Origin of the sequence: Hyphobacterium vulgare (genome assembly GCF_042643335.1) — a bacterium.
In the GTDB taxonomy this organism is placed as follows: Bacteria; Pseudomonadota; Alphaproteobacteria; order Caulobacterales; family Maricaulaceae; genus Hyphobacterium; species Hyphobacterium vulgare.
Window position 1 is genome coordinate 53035 of sequence record NZ_JBHRSV010000003.1, and the last position, 15773, is coordinate 68807.

The following is a 15773-nucleotide window of genomic DNA, read 5'->3' on the forward strand; positions in this document are numbered from 1 at the left end:
CAAGCATGTGGTGCGGGCGAGGGTATAAATGCGCCCGCCTTCCCGCCTACCGGCCACCTCACGGCGCCTCAGCGCGATACCACTGCAAGGAATGATAGCTAAGTTGCTACCCTGCTGTTCCGGGTGAGCACTCCATGAAACCGGTCGTGCAACTCGTTCCAGAACTCATCCACAGGACGATCATACACCGGGAAACAAAGCATGCGCCGGTTGAGCTCGATCGCCCGAGCATTGGCTGAAATTTCCAAACTCTGAGAGCCAAGGTAGCCGATCGAAAGACAGGGGAAGTAGTACCGGCGAGTCTCCACCCCAACCGAGTACAGATCCCGAATCAGCTGATCCTCCACAGGTTCATTCATAATCACAGGGAACATTGACCAAGAATTCTGGAGATCACTGCACACAGGGCGACCAAAGCCTGTCTCGTTGAAGTAAGAGATATATTTAGCTGCATGAGCACGACGGCGATGGATAATTCCTTCCACCTTTTCAAGCATTGTAAGCCCTATAGCGCACCGAAACTCGTCGATCTTGGCATTGGTCCCGTCCAAGAACCGCCGATCTTCCTGGAACCCGAAGTTTGTTCCGGCCTTTATGCGATCATGAAGTTGCTTTGGGGCCGCGATCATTCCGCCCTCTCCTACCGCAAATACCTTCGTCGCATGAAGCGAGAAAACTTCGATCTCGCCAGACATGCCAAATGTCCGCTCTCCAGGAACGCCAAGGGCCGCAGCTGCGTCGACTATAAGGGGAACGCCGTGCCGAGAAGACACGTCTCGTATCGGCGAGAGATCGCGGGCGAAGCCAAAACAACGAACATGGATTATGACGTCGAGTTTCCCACCATCGTTTAAGTAGTCGTCAACACCCTGCGCATCTAGTTCCGTGGTATCGGAATCAACATCGAAAATTACAGGTAGGGCGCCGGCGGCTAGGACAGCCTGAAGCGTCGCAGCGAACGTGAAGTCAGGTAACCCAACACGCTTACCCCTCAGATCGAGCGCGTGCATGACTGCTTGGAGGCCTAATGTATTACTGGTGACCGCAATAGCCTGATAGTCATCTTCAAGGTAGGCGCGCTTCAGTTTCTGATTGAACTCCAGACTCAATGGACCGCCATTCGAGTAATGCCGAGCGGCATAGGAAGCCTCAAGCAGAGGTGCCCATTCTTGTATTGCTGGAAGAGTCGGAATTAGGAACGGAAAATCGTATCCAGCCATGGTCGCCCCTGCGAGTTAAAAGAGAGACCGTCTAACACTCGGAGCCTTAGTCAGGCAAGGTTTGATTGGACCTGCGCGTGGGGAGCTCGCTTGCGTAGCGGCGCCGGGATCGCTATTCGTTGGTCGGTAGGCTGAACCAAGAAGGGGGCAATAAAATGCGTTTTGGGCCAGCGGGATTCAGTCACCCGGCTTCGCCATACATCGCTTTGTCTGTGCTTGCTTTCATCGGATATGGTGTTCACGTATATGGCATGGTGCTCTTCGATGACGATCTCGTAGGGCGGTTCCGCGGAATATCGAACCCTTCCGCGATTGAGGCGGCGACAAATAATTTTGTTCAGTGGTCGATGGGGCGTCCGCTGGGGCATGCTTCGAACGTCACCTTCCAGACAATCTTCAGTGAATTTCCAGAGTGGTCTATTCTGGCGTTCGCCTCGATTGTGCTTACGCTACAGTCATTCGTAGTCTATCTTATCGGCCGCGAAGCCAAACTAGGCCGCGCGGCAAGTTTTTTTGGAGCTGCCGTGTATCTTACGACACCGGCGGCGATCTCCCTTCACCTACCTGTGCACTCATTAGCCACGGAATGGTCGACTTGGTTCATTTTGGCCGCCTCGCTGCTTGCGTTGCGAAAGCATTTTTTCCTTTCAGGAGCCATCGCCGCGCTACAAGTGAACGTCTACGAAATATATATGACCGTATTTTTCATACCTTATTTCATTGCTATTATCCCCCCAATAGTTGCTTGGAGATTCGATCTGCTTGATCTCGCGAAAAAATTTGGTCTCTATGTGACCGGATTTTTCAGTGTATTTATAGTATTTATGTTTATCCGGGTCTTAAAGAATGCCGCAGGTCGCGCTTCGATGTTGGACGGCGCAACCCCGGTCGAACTGGTGGGCAGGATGGTGTCCGCGGGCTGGATTGGAACCGGCACTCTTGCTGATATGCATCTCGGAGCCTTCGATTGGGCGATGAGCTATGGCCCAGCCTACATTTTCGGCTTCTCAATAATGCTGTTTTTTGTTGCCCTCTTAATGCGGCCCCAATTCGGCGATGAGGCTGCGGAGGGGCACGCTGTTGCGTCTTCGGTGCATGGCTTCTATGGGGCCGGGGTGCTCATCGTCGCCGGTTTGATCACGATTTTCATGTCGTATATGGTCTTTTTTGCCCAGCGGTATCCACCGGATTGGCAGACATCCAGATTAGCCAACATTCATACTGCGGCGCGGTTCGGTCTTTTTTTCTTAGCGGCTGGACTGACCTGGCTGACCGGTTTTTTCGTTGCCAAACTGCGCCAACGGAAAAGTCACATAGCTGTGACGGCGGCGAGGATCAGGCTGGTTTTGGCCGCAGCGGTGATCACGGTGTTCACGACCTATAATCACGCTTATGGGTATCAGCAAGTTCAGCAATCGCAGAGGGTGTTGGCGCTCGTTTCGGCCCTGCACTCGGGTTGCGAGGCCAGCGCGCCGGGCGACGTTATCATTGTAATTACGCCACCCGGATTTGAATCATCGCGAACCGACCGAGTGCTCACCTGGGGTAACGTATACCTTGGTGAGACCAAATTTACCGGATGGGACAACAGGGTTCTGATCGTCCGGTCGCATAATCGTGCTCCGCTTTTGGCAGCCTTGGCGTCATCAGACGGACAGATTTCTGGATCTGAATTGGTTAGCCTTGTTGACCCCGCTTTCTCACAGTACGCGTGGCTCTTTCCACGAGGCGACGTCGCGCGATGGGGGGTAATTGAAGAGGAGCGAATAGTGATCGTCGATCTTCAGGTGGAGCGAGAGTTATATACGGTCGAAATTCTCCAGGCTCCTTCTGAATCACGTGTTTGCCACCGCCGGCCTAGCTAGAGCAGCCATCGTGAAAAATCTCTCCACCAGGGGCGACAAATCTCTCCCGAACAACCGGGGAATCCGATTTATTCTGGTCGGGTTTACCAACACGCTGCTGACGCTCTGTATATATAGCGCAGCAGTTGTTTACGGCTTAAAAGCCCCACTGGCTGTCATTATCTCTGCCTTGTGCGGGATTACTTTTAGCGCCATCATGAATAGTTTTTACACGTTCAGGCGTCGATCAGGCCTGCATATAGCTGCATTTTTTGCGGTTTACTTCATTACGGTATATATAAATATAGTTGTGTTAGAGTATATTATTAAGACTTTCGTGTTAAATTCGATTATTGCTCAGGCTATTTTGGTTCTCCCGATAGCTGTGATAACATTTGGACTGTTGCGTATCTCTGATTCAATTCTGGCGGTCTGGGTAACAAGGTGACAGGGCGCCGTCACCCGGTCCCATTAGTTATATTGGGCGCAGGCGGCCACGCTGCTGTGGTACGTGACGCCGCTGAGGAAAGCGCTGAGTTCCAGGTTGTCGCAATGCTGTCAGATGTCGAGACCGAATGTGGCAAATCCCGTGGGCGCGTTCCGGTTTCCGGTCCCATTAAGACACAGGTCCCGCACTTTCCGCCCCACTTCGCCTTCGCGTTGGGGATCGGAGACAATAGCGCGAGAGAAGCGTACTCGGCGTGGCTTCTCGCCTCAGCTCGACACCTTCCCATAATTCGACACCCGCGCGCTTGGGTGTCTTCTTCAGCTACCCTCGGCCCAGGTACATACGTCGGAGCCAACGCCACAATCAATGCGGGGGCTACAATAGGCTCCGCCGTGATTGTTAACACCGGCGCCATAATAGAGCATGATTGTATAATCGGTGACTTCTGTCATCTCGCGCCAGGTGCTTGCGTGGCTGGCGGGTGCCATGTTGAGGAAGCGGCCTTTCTGGGTGCGCGGTGCACACTAATCCCTAGAATAAAGATTAGCAGCAGAGCAACTGTCGGCGCTGGCGCTGTCGTTGTCCGAGACGTTTTGCCCGGCCGCACTGTCAAGGGCGTGCCGGCGAGTTAGTATCTAGGCGTGTAACGACCCCCTCATTGCTCCGGCTTGGCGACAGCAAGTGCTCACGGCACAGTACAGTTCGTTCCGTATAGAATGGGTCTTGTCGCACATGAATAAATATTTGAAATATAAATTCACCAAGAGCGGAGAACGCTCCAATCCCAAGGATTATGCCGAGCAGAAGAACATTGATTATGGCACCGTTGGTGTATTCATCAACAAAATCTAGCCCGAAAAAAATTGAGGCAAAGAACTTTAGGGCAAGCGCGATCGCGAGCGCTAAGGAGAGCACAGTAAACCACAGGAACGGTCGTGAACTAATCCCTAAAATTTGATCGAATAGGAATTTGATGAGTTTTGGGATGCTCCATCCGGACTTGCCGTATCGCCTTGCGTGGTGGGTTATGGGAACCTCCACATAGTCCCGGGCCAAGCGCAGAACAAAGGCCGTATTCCAAATCTTGAATGGGCCAAATCCGAACGGATACACCAGAGACCCTCGGTAGACCTTAAAAGTGCATCCGATATCGGAAACCGGGTGCCGTGCAATCCTCCTCGTGACGATATTCACCACCTTTGACGGTAGGCGGCGAAGGGCGTGATCTTTGCGTTTGACTCTGACACCGCTAACGACGTCGGCGCCGGCATCGAATTTCTCTAATAAATCCGGAATCTCTTCGGGATCAAGCTGCAAATCGCTATCAATAAAAATCAGATTCTCACCCCGAGCGTGGCTAATGCCGCAGCTCATGGCGGCGGTCTGCCCGCTGTTTCTCATAATATCTATTACTTTATGCACTTCTGGGAAACGTTCAAATAGCGACTTTTGCACTTCGAAAGTCTGGTCAGTACTGCCGTCGTTAATGAGAATTACCTCAAATGTTCGCCCAGTGGCGCGCATGGCATCTACGAGGCGACTTACGAATTCGATGAGAGAGTGTTCTTCGTAATAAGAAGTTACGATATTCGTGAACTCAACGTAATATTCGCGGTACATTATGAAGCGCCCGAGTCTTGGAAACAGCTTACAGTCGAACGCGAGGTCAAAAGTCCCGCCAGATACGCGCCGTAGCCGCTCTTGCCGAAGCGCTCCGACGCCCGCAGCAGATCGTCGTCCGAGAGCCAGCCATGGCGCCATGCGATCTCTTCGGGCGAGGAGATGCGCAGGCCCTGACGCTCGGAAAGGGTACGCACAAAGTTACCCGCATCAAGCAGCGAGTTGTGCGTTCCCGTGTCGAACCAGGCAAAGCCGCGCCCCAGGAGTTTGACGCTCAGCTCGCCGCGTTCGAGATAGGCCTTGTTGACGTCAGTGATTTCCAGCTCGCCGCGCGGAGACGGCCTCACGTTTGCGGCGATGTCCAGCACGTCATTATCATAAAAATACAGTCCGATCACGGCGAAGTTCGATTTCGGCACGGCTGGCTTCTCCTCGATCGAGATCACACGGCTGTTCTCGTCGAACTCTACCACACCATAACGCTCGGGATCCTGCACACGGCATCCGAAGACCGTCGCGCCGGTTGTCTTTTGCGCAGCCGTCTGGAGCAATTCCTGCAAACCATGTCCGTAGACAATGTTGTCGCCAAGCACCAGCGCCACGCTGTCGTTTCCGACAAACTCGCGGCCGATGATGAAGGCTTGGGCGAGACCATCGGGGGAAGGCTGCTCGGCGTAGCTGAGCCGCACCCCGAAATCCGAGCCGTCGCCCAGCAGGCGCTTGAACCCGTCCGCGTCATGCGGCGTGGTGATGACGAGGATCTCCTGCACGCCCGCCAGCATGAGCAGCGACAGCGGGTAGTAGATCATCGGCTTGTCGTAGACCGGCAGGACCTGCTTGGACAGCGCCAGGGTGAGCGGGTGGAGGCGCGTGCCCGCGCCGCCGGCCAGGATGATGCCCTTCATGGCGCGACTCCCGCCTTCGCCGCGCCGCCGGCGGACAGGCCGAGGCGCTGCGCGCCGCCGGTCCGCTCCAGCAGGCCGCGCCACCAAGCTTCGTTGTCGAGATACCAGTTCACCGTGTCGGGCAGGCCCTGCTCGAAGCTGCGCTTGGGCCGCCAGCCGAGCTCGCGCTCGATCCGGCTGAAGTCGATCGCATAGCGGAAGTCGTGGCCGGGCCGGTCTGCGACGAAACTGATCAGATCGGCGTGCGGCGCGGCCTGCGGGAAGCGCGCGTCGAGCGCGTCGCAGATCGCCTTGACCACTTGCAGATTGGTCCGCTCCGCGCCGCCGCCCACATTATAGCTCTCGCCCAGCCGGCCCTTGGTGGCGATGAGAATGAGCGCCTCGGCGTGATCTTCCACATGCAGCCAGTCGCGGATGTTCTCACCCTTGCCGTACACCGGCAGGGGCTGGCGGTCGCGGCCCTTGGCGATGATCACCGGGATCAGCTTTTCAGGATATTGCCACGGGCCGTAATTGTTCGAGCAGTTGGACAGCACGACGGGCAGGCCGAAGGTCTCGCCCCAGGCCCGCACCAGATGGTCGGAGGCCGCCTTCGACGCGGAATAGGGCGAGCGCGGATCGTAACGCGTCTCCTCGGTGAAGGCCGGTTCGTCGAGCGAGAGCGAGCCGAACACCTCGTCGGTGGAGATGTGGTGGAAGCGGAAGCGCGCGCGCGCCTCGCCGGACAGACGCTCCCTATGAGCGCGCGCGGCCTGCAGCAGGTTGAACGTTCCAACGATGTTGGTCTGAATGAACTCGCCCGGCCCGTCGATGGAGCGGTCCACATGGCTCTCGGCGGCCAGGTGCATGACCAGGTCCGGCGCGTGGCGCTCGAACACGGCGCGCACGCGCTCGGGATCGCGGATGTCGCCGCGCTCCAGAGTGTACCGCCCGCTGTCCGCGCACGCCGCCACAGCCTCCGGCAGAGCGGCGTAGGTCAGGGCGTCCAGCACCACCACCTCGTGCGGCGTCTGAGCGATCAGCCGCCGCACGACCGCCGAGCCAATGAAGCCCAGACCGCCGGTCACAAGAATTTTCATAAGGCCCCCGGTGTCGTCATGTCGGTGCGACTGTTACTGCGCGCTTGGTTCAATGACAAGGTCAGCTTCGGTCACCCGCAAATCCGCTACAGTCTCCGCGCCCGGGGCCGCGACGAGGCCGTGAAACGCAATATGCATGGTGGTGACGTCTTCAGGAACAGTAACCGTTCGGTTGCCTGAAATCACCCGATCGCCATCGGTTTGCGCCTCGGCGAAAAGCTGCTCTGTGTCGGCTGGGCTAAGAATTTTGGGTCGGCGCAACAGGGATGGCGCTTACGTAGGCTCACAGAGGCTTCTGCGCAATCGGGGCGTGGCTGCCTTGGATTGACCGGGCAGCAGGCCGTCGATATTGGAGCACGAAGCAGATCTTGGACCCCCATGCAAACCGACCTCATTTTCGACTTTGGCATGCATGTGGGGCAGGACACGGCGTTCTATCTGAAGAAGGGCTTTCGGGTCGTCGCGGTCGAAGCCAACCCGGCGCTCGCCGAGCGGGCGCGGCTCCGGTTCGCGCGCGCGGTGGCGCAGGGCCGGCTGGTGATCGAGGCGCGCGGCGTTGCGGCCTCGGCGGGTGAGGCTGACTTTCACGTCAACACCGCCGACACGGCCTGGAGCTCCTTCCACGCCGAGATCGGCGGCCGCGGCGCCGGCGCCAGCCTCGTGCGGGTCCCCACGGTGACCGCGATCGAGCTCTTCCAGACCCACGGCGTGCCCTACTTCATGAAGATCGACATCGAGGGCAGCGACCATCTGCCGCTCCAGGCGCTGCGAAAGACGTCCGATCGCCCCAGATACGTCTCCGTCGAGAATGGCGGGCCGGAGCTGCGGGCGCTATTGTGCGAACTCGGATATGACCGCTTCAAATGGGTAAACCAGCGCGACGTGCCGCGCCAGCGCTTGCCGTTTCCGGCGCGCGAGGGCCGGTGGACCTTTCACCGCTTCGCCTACGGCGCCTCAGGAGCGTTCGGAGAGGAGGCCCCGGGGCCCTGGCTTGCACTGTCCGAGGTCGAGGCGGTGATCGACGCCCACGGCGCGGGGGAGGATTTCGACGCGTCGCGAGATGGCTGGGGCGACCTGCACGCGCGGCTCGGCGCGGGATGAGCGGAACCGGGCCTTCCGTCCCGCTCCTTCAGCGCGTTCCGGGCCGATCCCGATCGGCCGGAAATGCGCCAGCCTGGTGACGGATCGCCCTTCGCGGCGTCGAAACCGGCTTTGCGCGCGCTGGAAAACCCCTAGCCCCGCGCAATCTCCCACTTGCTCATGTCGAGGCCGCCGGCATAGGGCTCAAGCCCCATCTCCTTCTCGATCCGGCTGTTCAGGAAGACCAGGTCGGCCTGGACCCAGCGCCCGTCGTAATAGGCGAGATCCACGATGTCGAACAGGGTGAAGCCGGCGCGAGTGAGCCGGTTGAGGCGCCAGGGAATGTCCCGGAAGGTGACTTCCAGGACGACGACGCTGCAATGGGGCAGGGTCTCGCGGGCGCCGTCCAGAACCCGTTCCTCCGCCCCGTCCACGTCGATCTTCAGGAGGTATGGCTTGGCCAGGGTGCGCGCCGCGCAGACCGAATCCAGGGTGAGCACGTCCACGGTGCGGTGGGACTCGCTCGGGGCGGCGGACTCGTCGAGCTGGGCGTAGGTGATCGGTCCGCCCGGCGAGGCCGAGCGCAGGCGCATCGGCGCGCGGCCGTTCTCGCGGGACAGCGCGGCGGACACGATCTCATGCGGCGTGTTCTTGTAGTTGCGGGCGATCTCGGAATGAAACTCGGCGATCGGCTCGATCAGCAAGTGAGGCCGTCCGGGATAGGCGCGCAGCAATTCGGGCGTACACGTCTGCACGCCCACATCGATGACGGTGCGCACGGGCACCTTGAGCGCCGCGAGGCGCGCGAGCGCCTCGGCCTTGACCGCCCTGCGGGTGAGCTTTCCTGGCGCCATCGCTAGACCTTGAACTCGCTCCAGCGCGCCAGGTCGAAGCCGTCGCGGTAGAATTCCAGCTGGTGATCCTTGATGATCTTCCGGCTAATGAAGATCATGTCCGCCTGAACGAACCGGCGGTCGTAGTAACAAAAGTCCACCAGCTCGCAAAGCTGGAAGCCGCGCCGGTCCATCTCGACGCCGCGCTCGATCAGATTGACGACGCTGGCCTCGAGAATCACCAGGCTTGCGTTTGCGAGCGTCTCCTCGGCGCCGTCCAGAACCTGCATCTCAGCGCCGTCAACATCCACCTTCACGAGATGGGGCGCCGGCAGGTCGCGCCCGCGCATTGCGGCGTCCAGCGTGGTTGCGCCGACGCGCCGGTATTGCGGTCCGGTGGGATCGCCGTCCACCATGAAGGCGTGGCTGACGTTCGGCCCCGGCAGCACGCTCCGGAGCAGCAGGGTGACGGCGCCCGGCGCAGTCGTGGCCGCCTCGTTGAGGAGCTGGTAGGAGACGCCGGCCGACGCATAGGTCTTTTCGATCGCAGTGTTCCACTCGGCCAGGGGCTCGATCAGCAGGTGCGGGCGGTCTGGAAAGGCGTCGATCAAGGCCTGGGTCCCGCTCTGGACGCCGACATCGATTACCGAACCCACCGGCACGCCAAGCGCGATCAGGCTTTCCAGCGCCTGCCGCTTGGTGGGACCGCGCTGCCGCCGTTCATTGGAACGGATCATGTCGCCGAGGCGGCTGCGAAGTCCCATAGTGAAGTCCCTGATCGACCTGCGGACGGTGACGTCTACGCCGCCGACGCCGCCGCCGCAAGTCCGCCCGGAACTGGACAGGGCGGGCGGTGAACGCTACGAAACCAGGGCGGGCAGGGCTACGGACATTTTCCATCATGCAACTCATCCTGGTCGGCCGCGGTGATGGGGGGCTGCGCAATTTGCGGGCGGCGTTTGCGCCTGGCGCTGCGGCCCTGGCTGACGGCTTCGCCCTCGCAGAGGCTGGAGACGTGGACCCCCCCGACCCTCTGGCGGATGCATCGGGTCCATTGCTGATCTTGCTGGACACGCGGGACGCAGTGCGCGCGCTTGAACTCTGCCGCTTCCTGACGGACGCCCGGCCCGACCGCCGCGCCCTGGTCGCGTGGCCGGAGGCCGACGGAGACGAGGCGGAGGCCTGGTCGCGGTGGCTGGCCGACAGCAGCGCGCGCGCGGCGAGGCTGGACCCCGCATGGCCGGCGAGGGACCCCGCGGCGTTCTCCGCCTGGTTTCAAGCCTGGTCCGGAAGCCCGTCCCCGGAAGTGTTCGCCGCCGCCCCGGACCAGCTGGCGGGACAGTGCGCAGCTCCACCCCGCGCCCCCGTGAAGCCTGCCGTCGCCAAGGCGCCGCGGGCGCTGACAGGCCGTCTCAAGGCGGCGCTGCGCGAGAGGATCTGGCGCTGGCGCTATCGCGCGCAGGCGCTGGTGCTGCGCGCCTCGCCGGAATTCGACGGTCAATGGTATCTTGCGGCCAATCCCGACGTGGCCGAGGCGGGGCTCGATCCGGCTCTGCACTATGTCGCCGCCGGCGCCCGGGAAGGCCGCGCCGCCGGGCCGGGCGAGGCGCGCCGTCCGGTGGAAACGGCCGGACGGAACTCGGCGGGGCTGCCGTCATGAGCCATGAGGCGGGCGTGACTCCGCATGTCCTGATCGTCACGCCCGTGCGCAACGGCGTGGAGACCCTAGGGCGCACCTTGCATAGCGTGGCGGCTCTGGCAGGGCCGGTTCACCTCATCCACCACGTCCAGGACGGGGCGTCGGAGGACGGAACGAAGGCGTTGCTGGAAAAATGGGCGCGGCTGGCCGCCTGGGGCGGCGTCCGGTCGGGATGCGCCAGCTATCGATTCTCCTGGTCCTCCAGTCAGGACGGCGGCCTTTATGCCGCGATCGCCCGAGGGTTCGCGGCCCATGACCACGGGGACGCGCAATGGCTGGGCTGGATCAATGCTGATGATGTACTCCTTCCTGGCTGCGCCGGTCTTCTGGCGGCGGTGGATCGCGATCTCGGGCCAGCCGGCCCATCCTGGATCGGCGGACGCGTTCGTGCAGCCAAAGGCGGCCATGTCGTCACCGAGCATGACCGGCCCGCCTGCCGCGCGGTCATCCAGGAGGGCTTGTGCGACGGCCTGCATTTCGCTCCGATCCAGCAGGAGGGAGTGTTCTTCCGGCGGTCGCTGTGGGCGATGATCGACCCCGACGCCGATTTTGCTCGCTTCAGGCTAGCGGGTGACTGGAATCTGTGGCGCGCCTTCGCCGCCAGGTCCGATCTGCACCAGATCGATCTTGCGCTCGGCGAGTTCACCTTGCGCCCCGGACAGCTCAGCGCGGCCGACGCGGACGGCTACCGGGCGGAGATCGAGCGCGAACTACCCTTCGAAGTGCGCGCCGAGGCCTTCGACCGTATTTCGCGCCTAGGTGCTTTGCGGCGGGAGCGCCTCAGGGTCTTGTGGCCCGAAGGTCGCGTAGAGATCGCTCAGGAACCGGTCAACTGGATCTTATCTGACGCAACCATCCGCGCCGAGGAACGCGCCGCCTACGCGTCGCTTGATCGCAAGCCGGTGCGCATGCCGATCCGGTGCTCTGGCTCTTGCGGTCGGATCGTCACTTCGCGCAACGGCGCGATCGTCTCCCACGACGCTGACTGGCAGGCGCCGGCCGAGACCGAACGTCACGCCTATCTAAAAATGGTCGAACACTGGTCTGGTGCGCACGGCTCGGCCTATCTCGGTTTTCCCTGGGCCACGCTCATCGACCTGCAAAACCATTGGTCGCCGCGCCGCCTGACGCTCGAGGGCGCGCTCGCCGAAGCGGTAGATGCCCTGCCGCAAGGAGTGCGTGTCGCGACGGTTTGTCAGCACATCCATGCGCGCCGGCTAGTGCCGCTGATGGCCGGGGCAGGTGTCACAGATCTATTCTGGAGTCACGCTGAACACGGACAGACAAAACTCAGCGGCATGACCGTACATTCATTTCCGCTTTTTCCTGTTCAGAGAGCGGAGCGCAACATAGTACGGCGAGACTTGCTTTACTGCTTTATTGGTGCAATCGAGGATGAATGGTACCTTGCTAAAACGCGTAGTTGGATTTTCAAGCACCTTAAGGGTCGTCGGCGCGGTTTGATCGTTGAACGCCCCTCGTGGCATTATAAGCGTGCGGTCTACTCCGAACAAATCGGAGGCGAAGAAATGCGGGCTTCTACTGAGGAATCCGTCCGCGAAGAAGAGTTCAAGTCAGCGCTAGCACGTAGTTTGTTCGTTCTCTGCCCGTCAGGATCGGGTCCAAACACGATCCGGATTTGGGAGGCGATTTATGCAGGAGCGATCCCAGTCATACTTTCCGATCGGTGGCGCCCGCCGGGCGATGCGAGACTGTGGCGCAAAGCAGCGCTGTTTTTTCCCGAAACCGAATCGGAAGTTCGCGCCCTGCCGAGAACTCTTGCGCGGCTCGCGCGAGATAAGCGTCAGATAGCAGCGTTTCGTGAGGCTGGCAGCGCGGTGCGAGAGCGCTACGGGCCGAATTTGTTTGTGGGCGACATCGTCGACTGGGCCGCCGGGTGATGCGTCATTTAGGTCCGCCATTTCGCCGACAAGAACCGCGCCTTGCTGTCGGCCGGAGCGGAAAGTTCGATTCGGCGATCGCTGCCTGGTGCGACTTGCTCGGTGAATGTGAGCCGCCATTCGCCTTTGGCGATCATCGCCGCTTCGGCCTGTTCGCTGCTTACTAAGACTTCTTCGCTCGAAAGCGCGACAATCAGTTCCGATCGCGCGGAATCGAATCCATTCGGGATACGGAGAATTGCTTTTCGGCTCCCGTTTTCACCGGGATGTCGAGCTGCCGTAAGCCGAATGCCGCCAGTGGTTGTTCTGCTGCGACCGCTTTTTGAAAGTCGGAACAACCAATCGGCGCCGAGCCCGTCGAGTCGCGCCGAAAGCACGGTTTTTAGCGCGTTCAGCGTGCCTGCATGCTTGCGCGTCAACTCAAACATCTCTCGCGCCCGCCGCGGGCCGAGACCGAAGGTTTTTGTACCCTCGCCCCAGTAAACAGCCGACCAGATCGCGTCGACCGGCGCCAAGGTCTCCCCAGCCTGGCGAAGGCGGGCCCAGAACTCCCAATCCATGACATAGTGGAGCTGTTCGTTCAGCCCAGCGACCGCCTCCATGGAGTGGCGCCGTACGAAGCAAGAGGGCTGAGAGATCGGGTTGGAACAGGCGATTTGATCTGTAAGGACTCCCACCTGTCCATGAATGCCCAACACGGTACGGGCGGCGTCAAAGACAACTGAACCCGCGAACACCCCCGCATCACTCGGGCGCGCCTCTAGGGCAAGCCCAGCTTCGTTCAATGCGCCGGAAAGCAGAAGGTCGTCGGCGTTAAGCCAACCGACAACATCGCTTGCGGTGTTCCTCCAGCCCTCCATAATTGCAGCGCTCTGTCCGGCGTCTGGTCCGTGTCGACGATAGGCAAAGCAGAGCCCGCTTGCGTCTAGCGCCTTCGCCACGCGCGCGTCACCAGAGGCGTCAAGAACAGCGACTTCAGGCGATGGAGCTTGCGCAGCGAGACTGCGCAGAGCGGCGGGGAGCATGGGGTGCCAGCTGCCTATAGGTACGGAAATCGCGAAAGTTAAATTCGTTTGCGACATTTTCACTTTCATGCCCACGACTGCTGCATATTCGCCGCGTGCCGTCGATGCAAGCGTGTGACACCGCTTGGACCGGCTAACAACCAGGACCATAGCTTGAGAGGCGTAGGGGATTAGGTTATCGATGCTCGCGTGGCTTCCGGACATGAGAGGCACCTTGCCGGTATTCTTTTCCATATTCACGGCTGACGGCGTCATTTTGACGAATCTGGCCAATATGATCGCGGGTGAGCGCATCGAATTCGAGCATGTCCGGGACGTGCTGGCACGCGACGCGAACGCGCGTATGGTACTTGTCGCTCCCGCGCCGGCCGATCTCCTGATGCAGCGACTTCACACCGTCACAGATCCCGTCCAAGCTCTTGAGCGAACTTGTGATGACGTTTCAGCTGTGCTGAAGACGTTTCGTCAAGCGCGGCGGCGTATTCTGCTTCTCGACTATGCTCAATGCGTACGCGGGCCGAACCGCCTTTCTGCGGCTTTGGGGGCGTGGGCAGAAGGCAAATCACCCGAAGTGTTTGAGGTCGGCTCGTCCGCTTTGCAGCCCGCGGATGCACTGGCGAAGGTGGTCGCGCTCGCCATGATTGCCGGCGACCGTCAGGCAACGCGCCTTGCCGAGGAATACGAAGCCAGTTTGAGCACGCTCGAAGCCGCGCCTGAAAGTCAAACTGAGCTTGCACGACAAGCTGCAATTCAGTGGCGCGCTGCGCTGTCCTTCAGCCCGTCCGGCTCGTCATTGAATGGCCGAGAAGCTTGGTCCAAGCCGGAAGATGCCATCACCGATCTCGATGCCCAGCGCACAGCTATTTCCGAGCTCCAAGCGGCGCTCAAAGAATGCCAAGACGAAGTAACTCGGTTGTATGCCCAGAATGCTGAGGAAGACGCGACGAATGATCACAACGTAGATCACCGACTCAGCGAACTGGAGCTTGAACGTGACGCCCTGCGCGCCGATCTCGCGGCGCTGAATGTGGAGGCTGGTCATCTGCGCCTTGATAACCATCAGCTGCGCGACGCTCTCGATCAGATAAGAGCCTCCACGTCGTGGAAAATGACCGCCCCGCTGCGACGCCTTCGCGGCGAACCTAGTTCCGCCAGGGAAGAAAAGGCAGAATGAGCTTGCGGGATCTGCTTCAGGTCAACGACGGACCCTACGCGGTGGCCCTCCACATTGGGTGCGGAGCGGAACCGGCCAAGCTTTGGGGCGATGCAGCGCGCGCCGTCATTGCCGTCGAGCCTGACCCATACGCAGCCATTTCCGCGCGGGACAGCCTAGCCCGCTATGCGGATCCTTCGCGCGTCCTTGAAGGCGCCATCGCGGTCGAAACCGGTCGAATCTCATTTATCCGGTGCAATCTCTCACTGCTTTCTGGATGGCGCGAACCCACCGGTGCGCTGGAACTCTTTCCCGGACTGAAAGAGCTGGAACGCGTATCGGTCGAGTGCTGGTCGGTACTTGGTATGATGGAAGCAACAGGCGTTCGCCATATCTCCGGACGGAAAGCACTCTTGATCGAGGCACCGTCGGAGACACTGAAGATCCTGAGCGAACTGGAAAAGTCGGGCGATCTCGTGCAGTTCGACACTGTGGTCTCCATTGCGCCAGGCGTAGAGCTACATGCGGGAGGCGGAGATCGCGCCGCATTGGAGGCTTGGGCGAGCGAACGGAACCTGCGCCTCGTGTCCGAGCTAGATCCCGAAGACCCAGACTTACCGTATGTGCGCATCGAGATCGACTACAAGGCTGACTGCGCCACCAAGAGTAAACGCATCGTCGAGCTGGAGTCGCTGCTGAAGACCGCGCGGGAGGATGCGCTGAGACACTCAACTGCGTGGGAGGCCGCACAAACAGAGGCTGCCAAAGCCTCAACATTGGCTGAGCGCGTCGACGCATTGCAGGCTCGGTGTTCTGACGTGCAGCGTAGAAGCGAATCTTGGAGAAAAAAGGCTCAGCGTGCTGAGGCCAAGCTGGAAAAGGCCGCGCAGTTCGAAGCTGACGCTCGACGCTTGCACGATGAAAATCAGAATTTATTAGCGAAGCGCGCTGAGCTGGAACAGGCGC

15 protein-coding genes are annotated in these 15773 nt (G+C 60.4%); 8 read left to right on the forward strand and 7 right to left on the reverse strand.

The genetic code is table 11. The annotated features are described in order from the left end of the window. Positions 1-98: 98 nt before the first annotated feature. On the reverse strand, positions 99-1220 hold the full coding sequence (locus ACFOOR_RS04965; protein ID WP_343164773.1) for a DegT/DnrJ/EryC1/StrS family aminotransferase: 1122 nt from the start codon (positions 1218-1220) through the stop codon (positions 99-101). A 155-nt stretch (positions 1221-1375) separates the two neighbouring features. Between ACFOOR_RS04965 and ACFOOR_RS04970 the strand changes: the two genes are divergently transcribed. From ACFOOR_RS04970 to ACFOOR_RS04980, 3 genes are read left to right on the forward strand one after another with little or no spacing between them, the layout of a single operon-like run. Continuing rightward, positions 1376-3085: a hypothetical protein gene (locus ACFOOR_RS04970; RefSeq protein ID WP_343164772.1), complete on the forward strand. Its 1710-nt coding sequence runs from the start codon at positions 1376-1378 to the stop codon at positions 3083-3085. Then, entirely contained in the window at positions 3060-3512 is a 453-nt protein-coding gene (locus ACFOOR_RS04975; RefSeq protein ID WP_343164771.1) for a GtrA family protein, read from the forward strand. Before ACFOOR_RS04970 ends, ACFOOR_RS04975 begins: the two co-directional genes overlap by 26 nt. Next, positions 3509-4144: an acetyltransferase gene (locus ACFOOR_RS04980; RefSeq protein ID WP_380213926.1), complete on the forward strand. Its 636-nt coding sequence runs from the start codon at positions 3509-3511 to the stop codon at positions 4142-4144. The genes ACFOOR_RS04975 and ACFOOR_RS04980 overlap by 4 nt, the downstream gene beginning before the upstream one ends. Here ACFOOR_RS04980 and ACFOOR_RS04985 read toward each other — a convergent pair. From ACFOOR_RS04985 to rfbB, 3 genes are read right to left on the reverse strand one after another with little or no spacing between them, the layout of a single operon-like run. Next, entirely contained in the window at positions 4122-5132 is a 1011-nt protein-coding gene (locus ACFOOR_RS04985) for a glycosyltransferase family 2 protein (protein ID WP_343164770.1), read from the reverse strand. The two genes, ACFOOR_RS04980 and ACFOOR_RS04985, sit on opposite strands and share 23 nt — an antisense overlap. Beyond that, positions 5132-6037 carry a glucose-1-phosphate thymidylyltransferase RfbA gene (rfbA, locus tag ACFOOR_RS04990; RefSeq protein ID WP_343164769.1) on the reverse strand — a complete coding sequence of 302 codons (906 nt, stop codon included), beginning with the start codon at positions 6035-6037 and terminating at the stop codon, positions 5132-5134. Before rfbA ends, ACFOOR_RS04985 begins: the two co-directional genes overlap by 1 nt. Next, a complete protein-coding gene (gene rfbB, locus ACFOOR_RS04995) occupies positions 6034-7116 on the reverse strand; it encodes a dTDP-glucose 4,6-dehydratase (RefSeq protein WP_343164768.1) in 1083 nt (360 codons plus the stop codon). Before rfbB ends, rfbA begins: the two co-directional genes overlap by 4 nt. 378 nt (positions 7117-7494) lie before the next feature. On the opposite strand from rfbB, the gene ACFOOR_RS05000 reads away from it, so the two are divergent. Then, positions 7495-8217, forward strand: a complete 723-nt coding sequence (locus ACFOOR_RS05000; RefSeq protein ID WP_343164767.1) for an FkbM family methyltransferase — start codon at positions 7495-7497, stop codon at positions 8215-8217. Between the two features lie 131 nt (positions 8218-8348). Here the strand turns inward: ACFOOR_RS05000 and ACFOOR_RS05005 are convergent, their stop codons facing one another. Continuing rightward, entirely contained in the window at positions 8349-9050 is a 702-nt protein-coding gene (locus ACFOOR_RS05005) for an FkbM family methyltransferase (RefSeq protein ID WP_343164766.1), read from the reverse strand. Between the two features lie 2 nt (positions 9051-9052). Then, complete coding sequence (locus tag ACFOOR_RS05010; protein WP_343164765.1) at positions 9053-9793, reverse strand: FkbM family methyltransferase; 741 nt, start codon at positions 9791-9793, stop codon at positions 9053-9055. 137 nt (positions 9794-9930) lie between these two features. On the opposite strand from ACFOOR_RS05010, the gene ACFOOR_RS05015 reads away from it, so the two are divergent. Both ACFOOR_RS05015 and ACFOOR_RS05020 read left to right on the forward strand, forming a co-directional pair. Beyond that, the gene (locus tag ACFOOR_RS05015) at positions 9931-10689 is read left to right on the forward strand and encodes a hypothetical protein (RefSeq protein WP_343164764.1); all 759 of its coding nucleotides are present in this window, start codon (positions 9931-9933) and stop codon (positions 10687-10689) included. Next, positions 10686-12629: an exostosin domain-containing protein gene (locus tag ACFOOR_RS05020; protein ID WP_343164763.1), complete on the forward strand. Its 1944-nt coding sequence runs from the start codon at positions 10686-10688 to the stop codon at positions 12627-12629. Before ACFOOR_RS05015 ends, ACFOOR_RS05020 begins: the two co-directional genes overlap by 4 nt. An 8-nt stretch (positions 12630-12637) precedes the next feature. On the opposite strand, the gene ACFOOR_RS05025 is transcribed toward ACFOOR_RS05020, so the two are convergent. Further along, on the reverse strand, positions 12638-13723 hold the full coding sequence (locus ACFOOR_RS05025; RefSeq protein ID WP_343164762.1) for a glycosyltransferase: 1086 nt from the start codon (positions 13721-13723) through the stop codon (positions 12638-12640). Between the two features lie 112 nt (positions 13724-13835). Here ACFOOR_RS05025 and ACFOOR_RS05030 point away from each other — a divergent pair, with 112 nt between their 5' ends. Continuing rightward, on the forward strand, positions 13836-14828 hold the full coding sequence (locus tag ACFOOR_RS05030; protein ID WP_343164761.1) for a hypothetical protein: 993 nt from the start codon (positions 13836-13838) through the stop codon (positions 14826-14828). Further along, positions 14825-15773: hypothetical protein (locus ACFOOR_RS05035; RefSeq protein WP_380213932.1), on the forward strand; the 949-nt coding region annotated here is incomplete at its 3' end. The genes ACFOOR_RS05030 and ACFOOR_RS05035, both read left to right, overlap by 4 nt.

What these genes read in the sequence shown, in the direction of transcription:
- ACFOOR_RS05025 (WP_343164762.1), bottom strand. Translation starts at nt 13,723, where the DNA reads ATGAAAGTGAAAATGTCGCAAACGAATTTAACTTTCGCGATTTCCGTA.
- ACFOOR_RS04965 (WP_343164773.1), bottom strand. Translation starts at nt 1,220, where the DNA reads ATGGCTGGATACGATTTTCCGTTCCTAATTCCGACTCTTCCAGCAATA.
- ACFOOR_RS04985 (WP_343164770.1), bottom strand. Translation starts at nt 5,132, where the DNA reads ATGTACCGCGAATATTACGTTGAGTTCACGAATATCGTAACTTCTTAT.
- ACFOOR_RS05005 (WP_343164766.1), bottom strand. Translation starts at nt 9,050, where the DNA reads ATGGCGCCAGGAAAGCTCACCCGCAGGGCGGTCAAGGCCGAGGCGCTC.
- ACFOOR_RS05015 (WP_343164764.1), top strand. Translation starts at nt 9,931, where the DNA reads ATGCAACTCATCCTGGTCGGCCGCGGTGATGGGGGGCTGCGCAATTTG.
- ACFOOR_RS05020 (WP_343164763.1), top strand. Translation starts at nt 10,686, where the DNA reads ATGAGCCATGAGGCGGGCGTGACTCCGCATGTCCTGATCGTCACGCCC.
- ACFOOR_RS05010 (WP_343164765.1), bottom strand. Translation starts at nt 9,793, where the DNA reads ATGGGACTTCGCAGCCGCCTCGGCGACATGATCCGTTCCAATGAACGG.
- ACFOOR_RS04970 (WP_343164772.1), top strand. Translation starts at nt 1,376, where the DNA reads ATGCGTTTTGGGCCAGCGGGATTCAGTCACCCGGCTTCGCCATACATC.
- ACFOOR_RS05030 (WP_343164761.1), top strand. Translation starts at nt 13,836, where the DNA reads ATGCTCGCGTGGCTTCCGGACATGAGAGGCACCTTGCCGGTATTCTTT.
- rfbB (WP_343164768.1), bottom strand. Translation starts at nt 7,116, where the DNA reads ATGAAAATTCTTGTGACCGGCGGTCTGGGCTTCATTGGCTCGGCGGTC.
- ACFOOR_RS05000 (WP_343164767.1), top strand. Translation starts at nt 7,495, where the DNA reads ATGCAAACCGACCTCATTTTCGACTTTGGCATGCATGTGGGGCAGGAC.
- rfbA (WP_343164769.1), bottom strand. Translation starts at nt 6,037, where the DNA reads ATGAAGGGCATCATCCTGGCCGGCGGCGCGGGCACGCGCCTCCACCCG.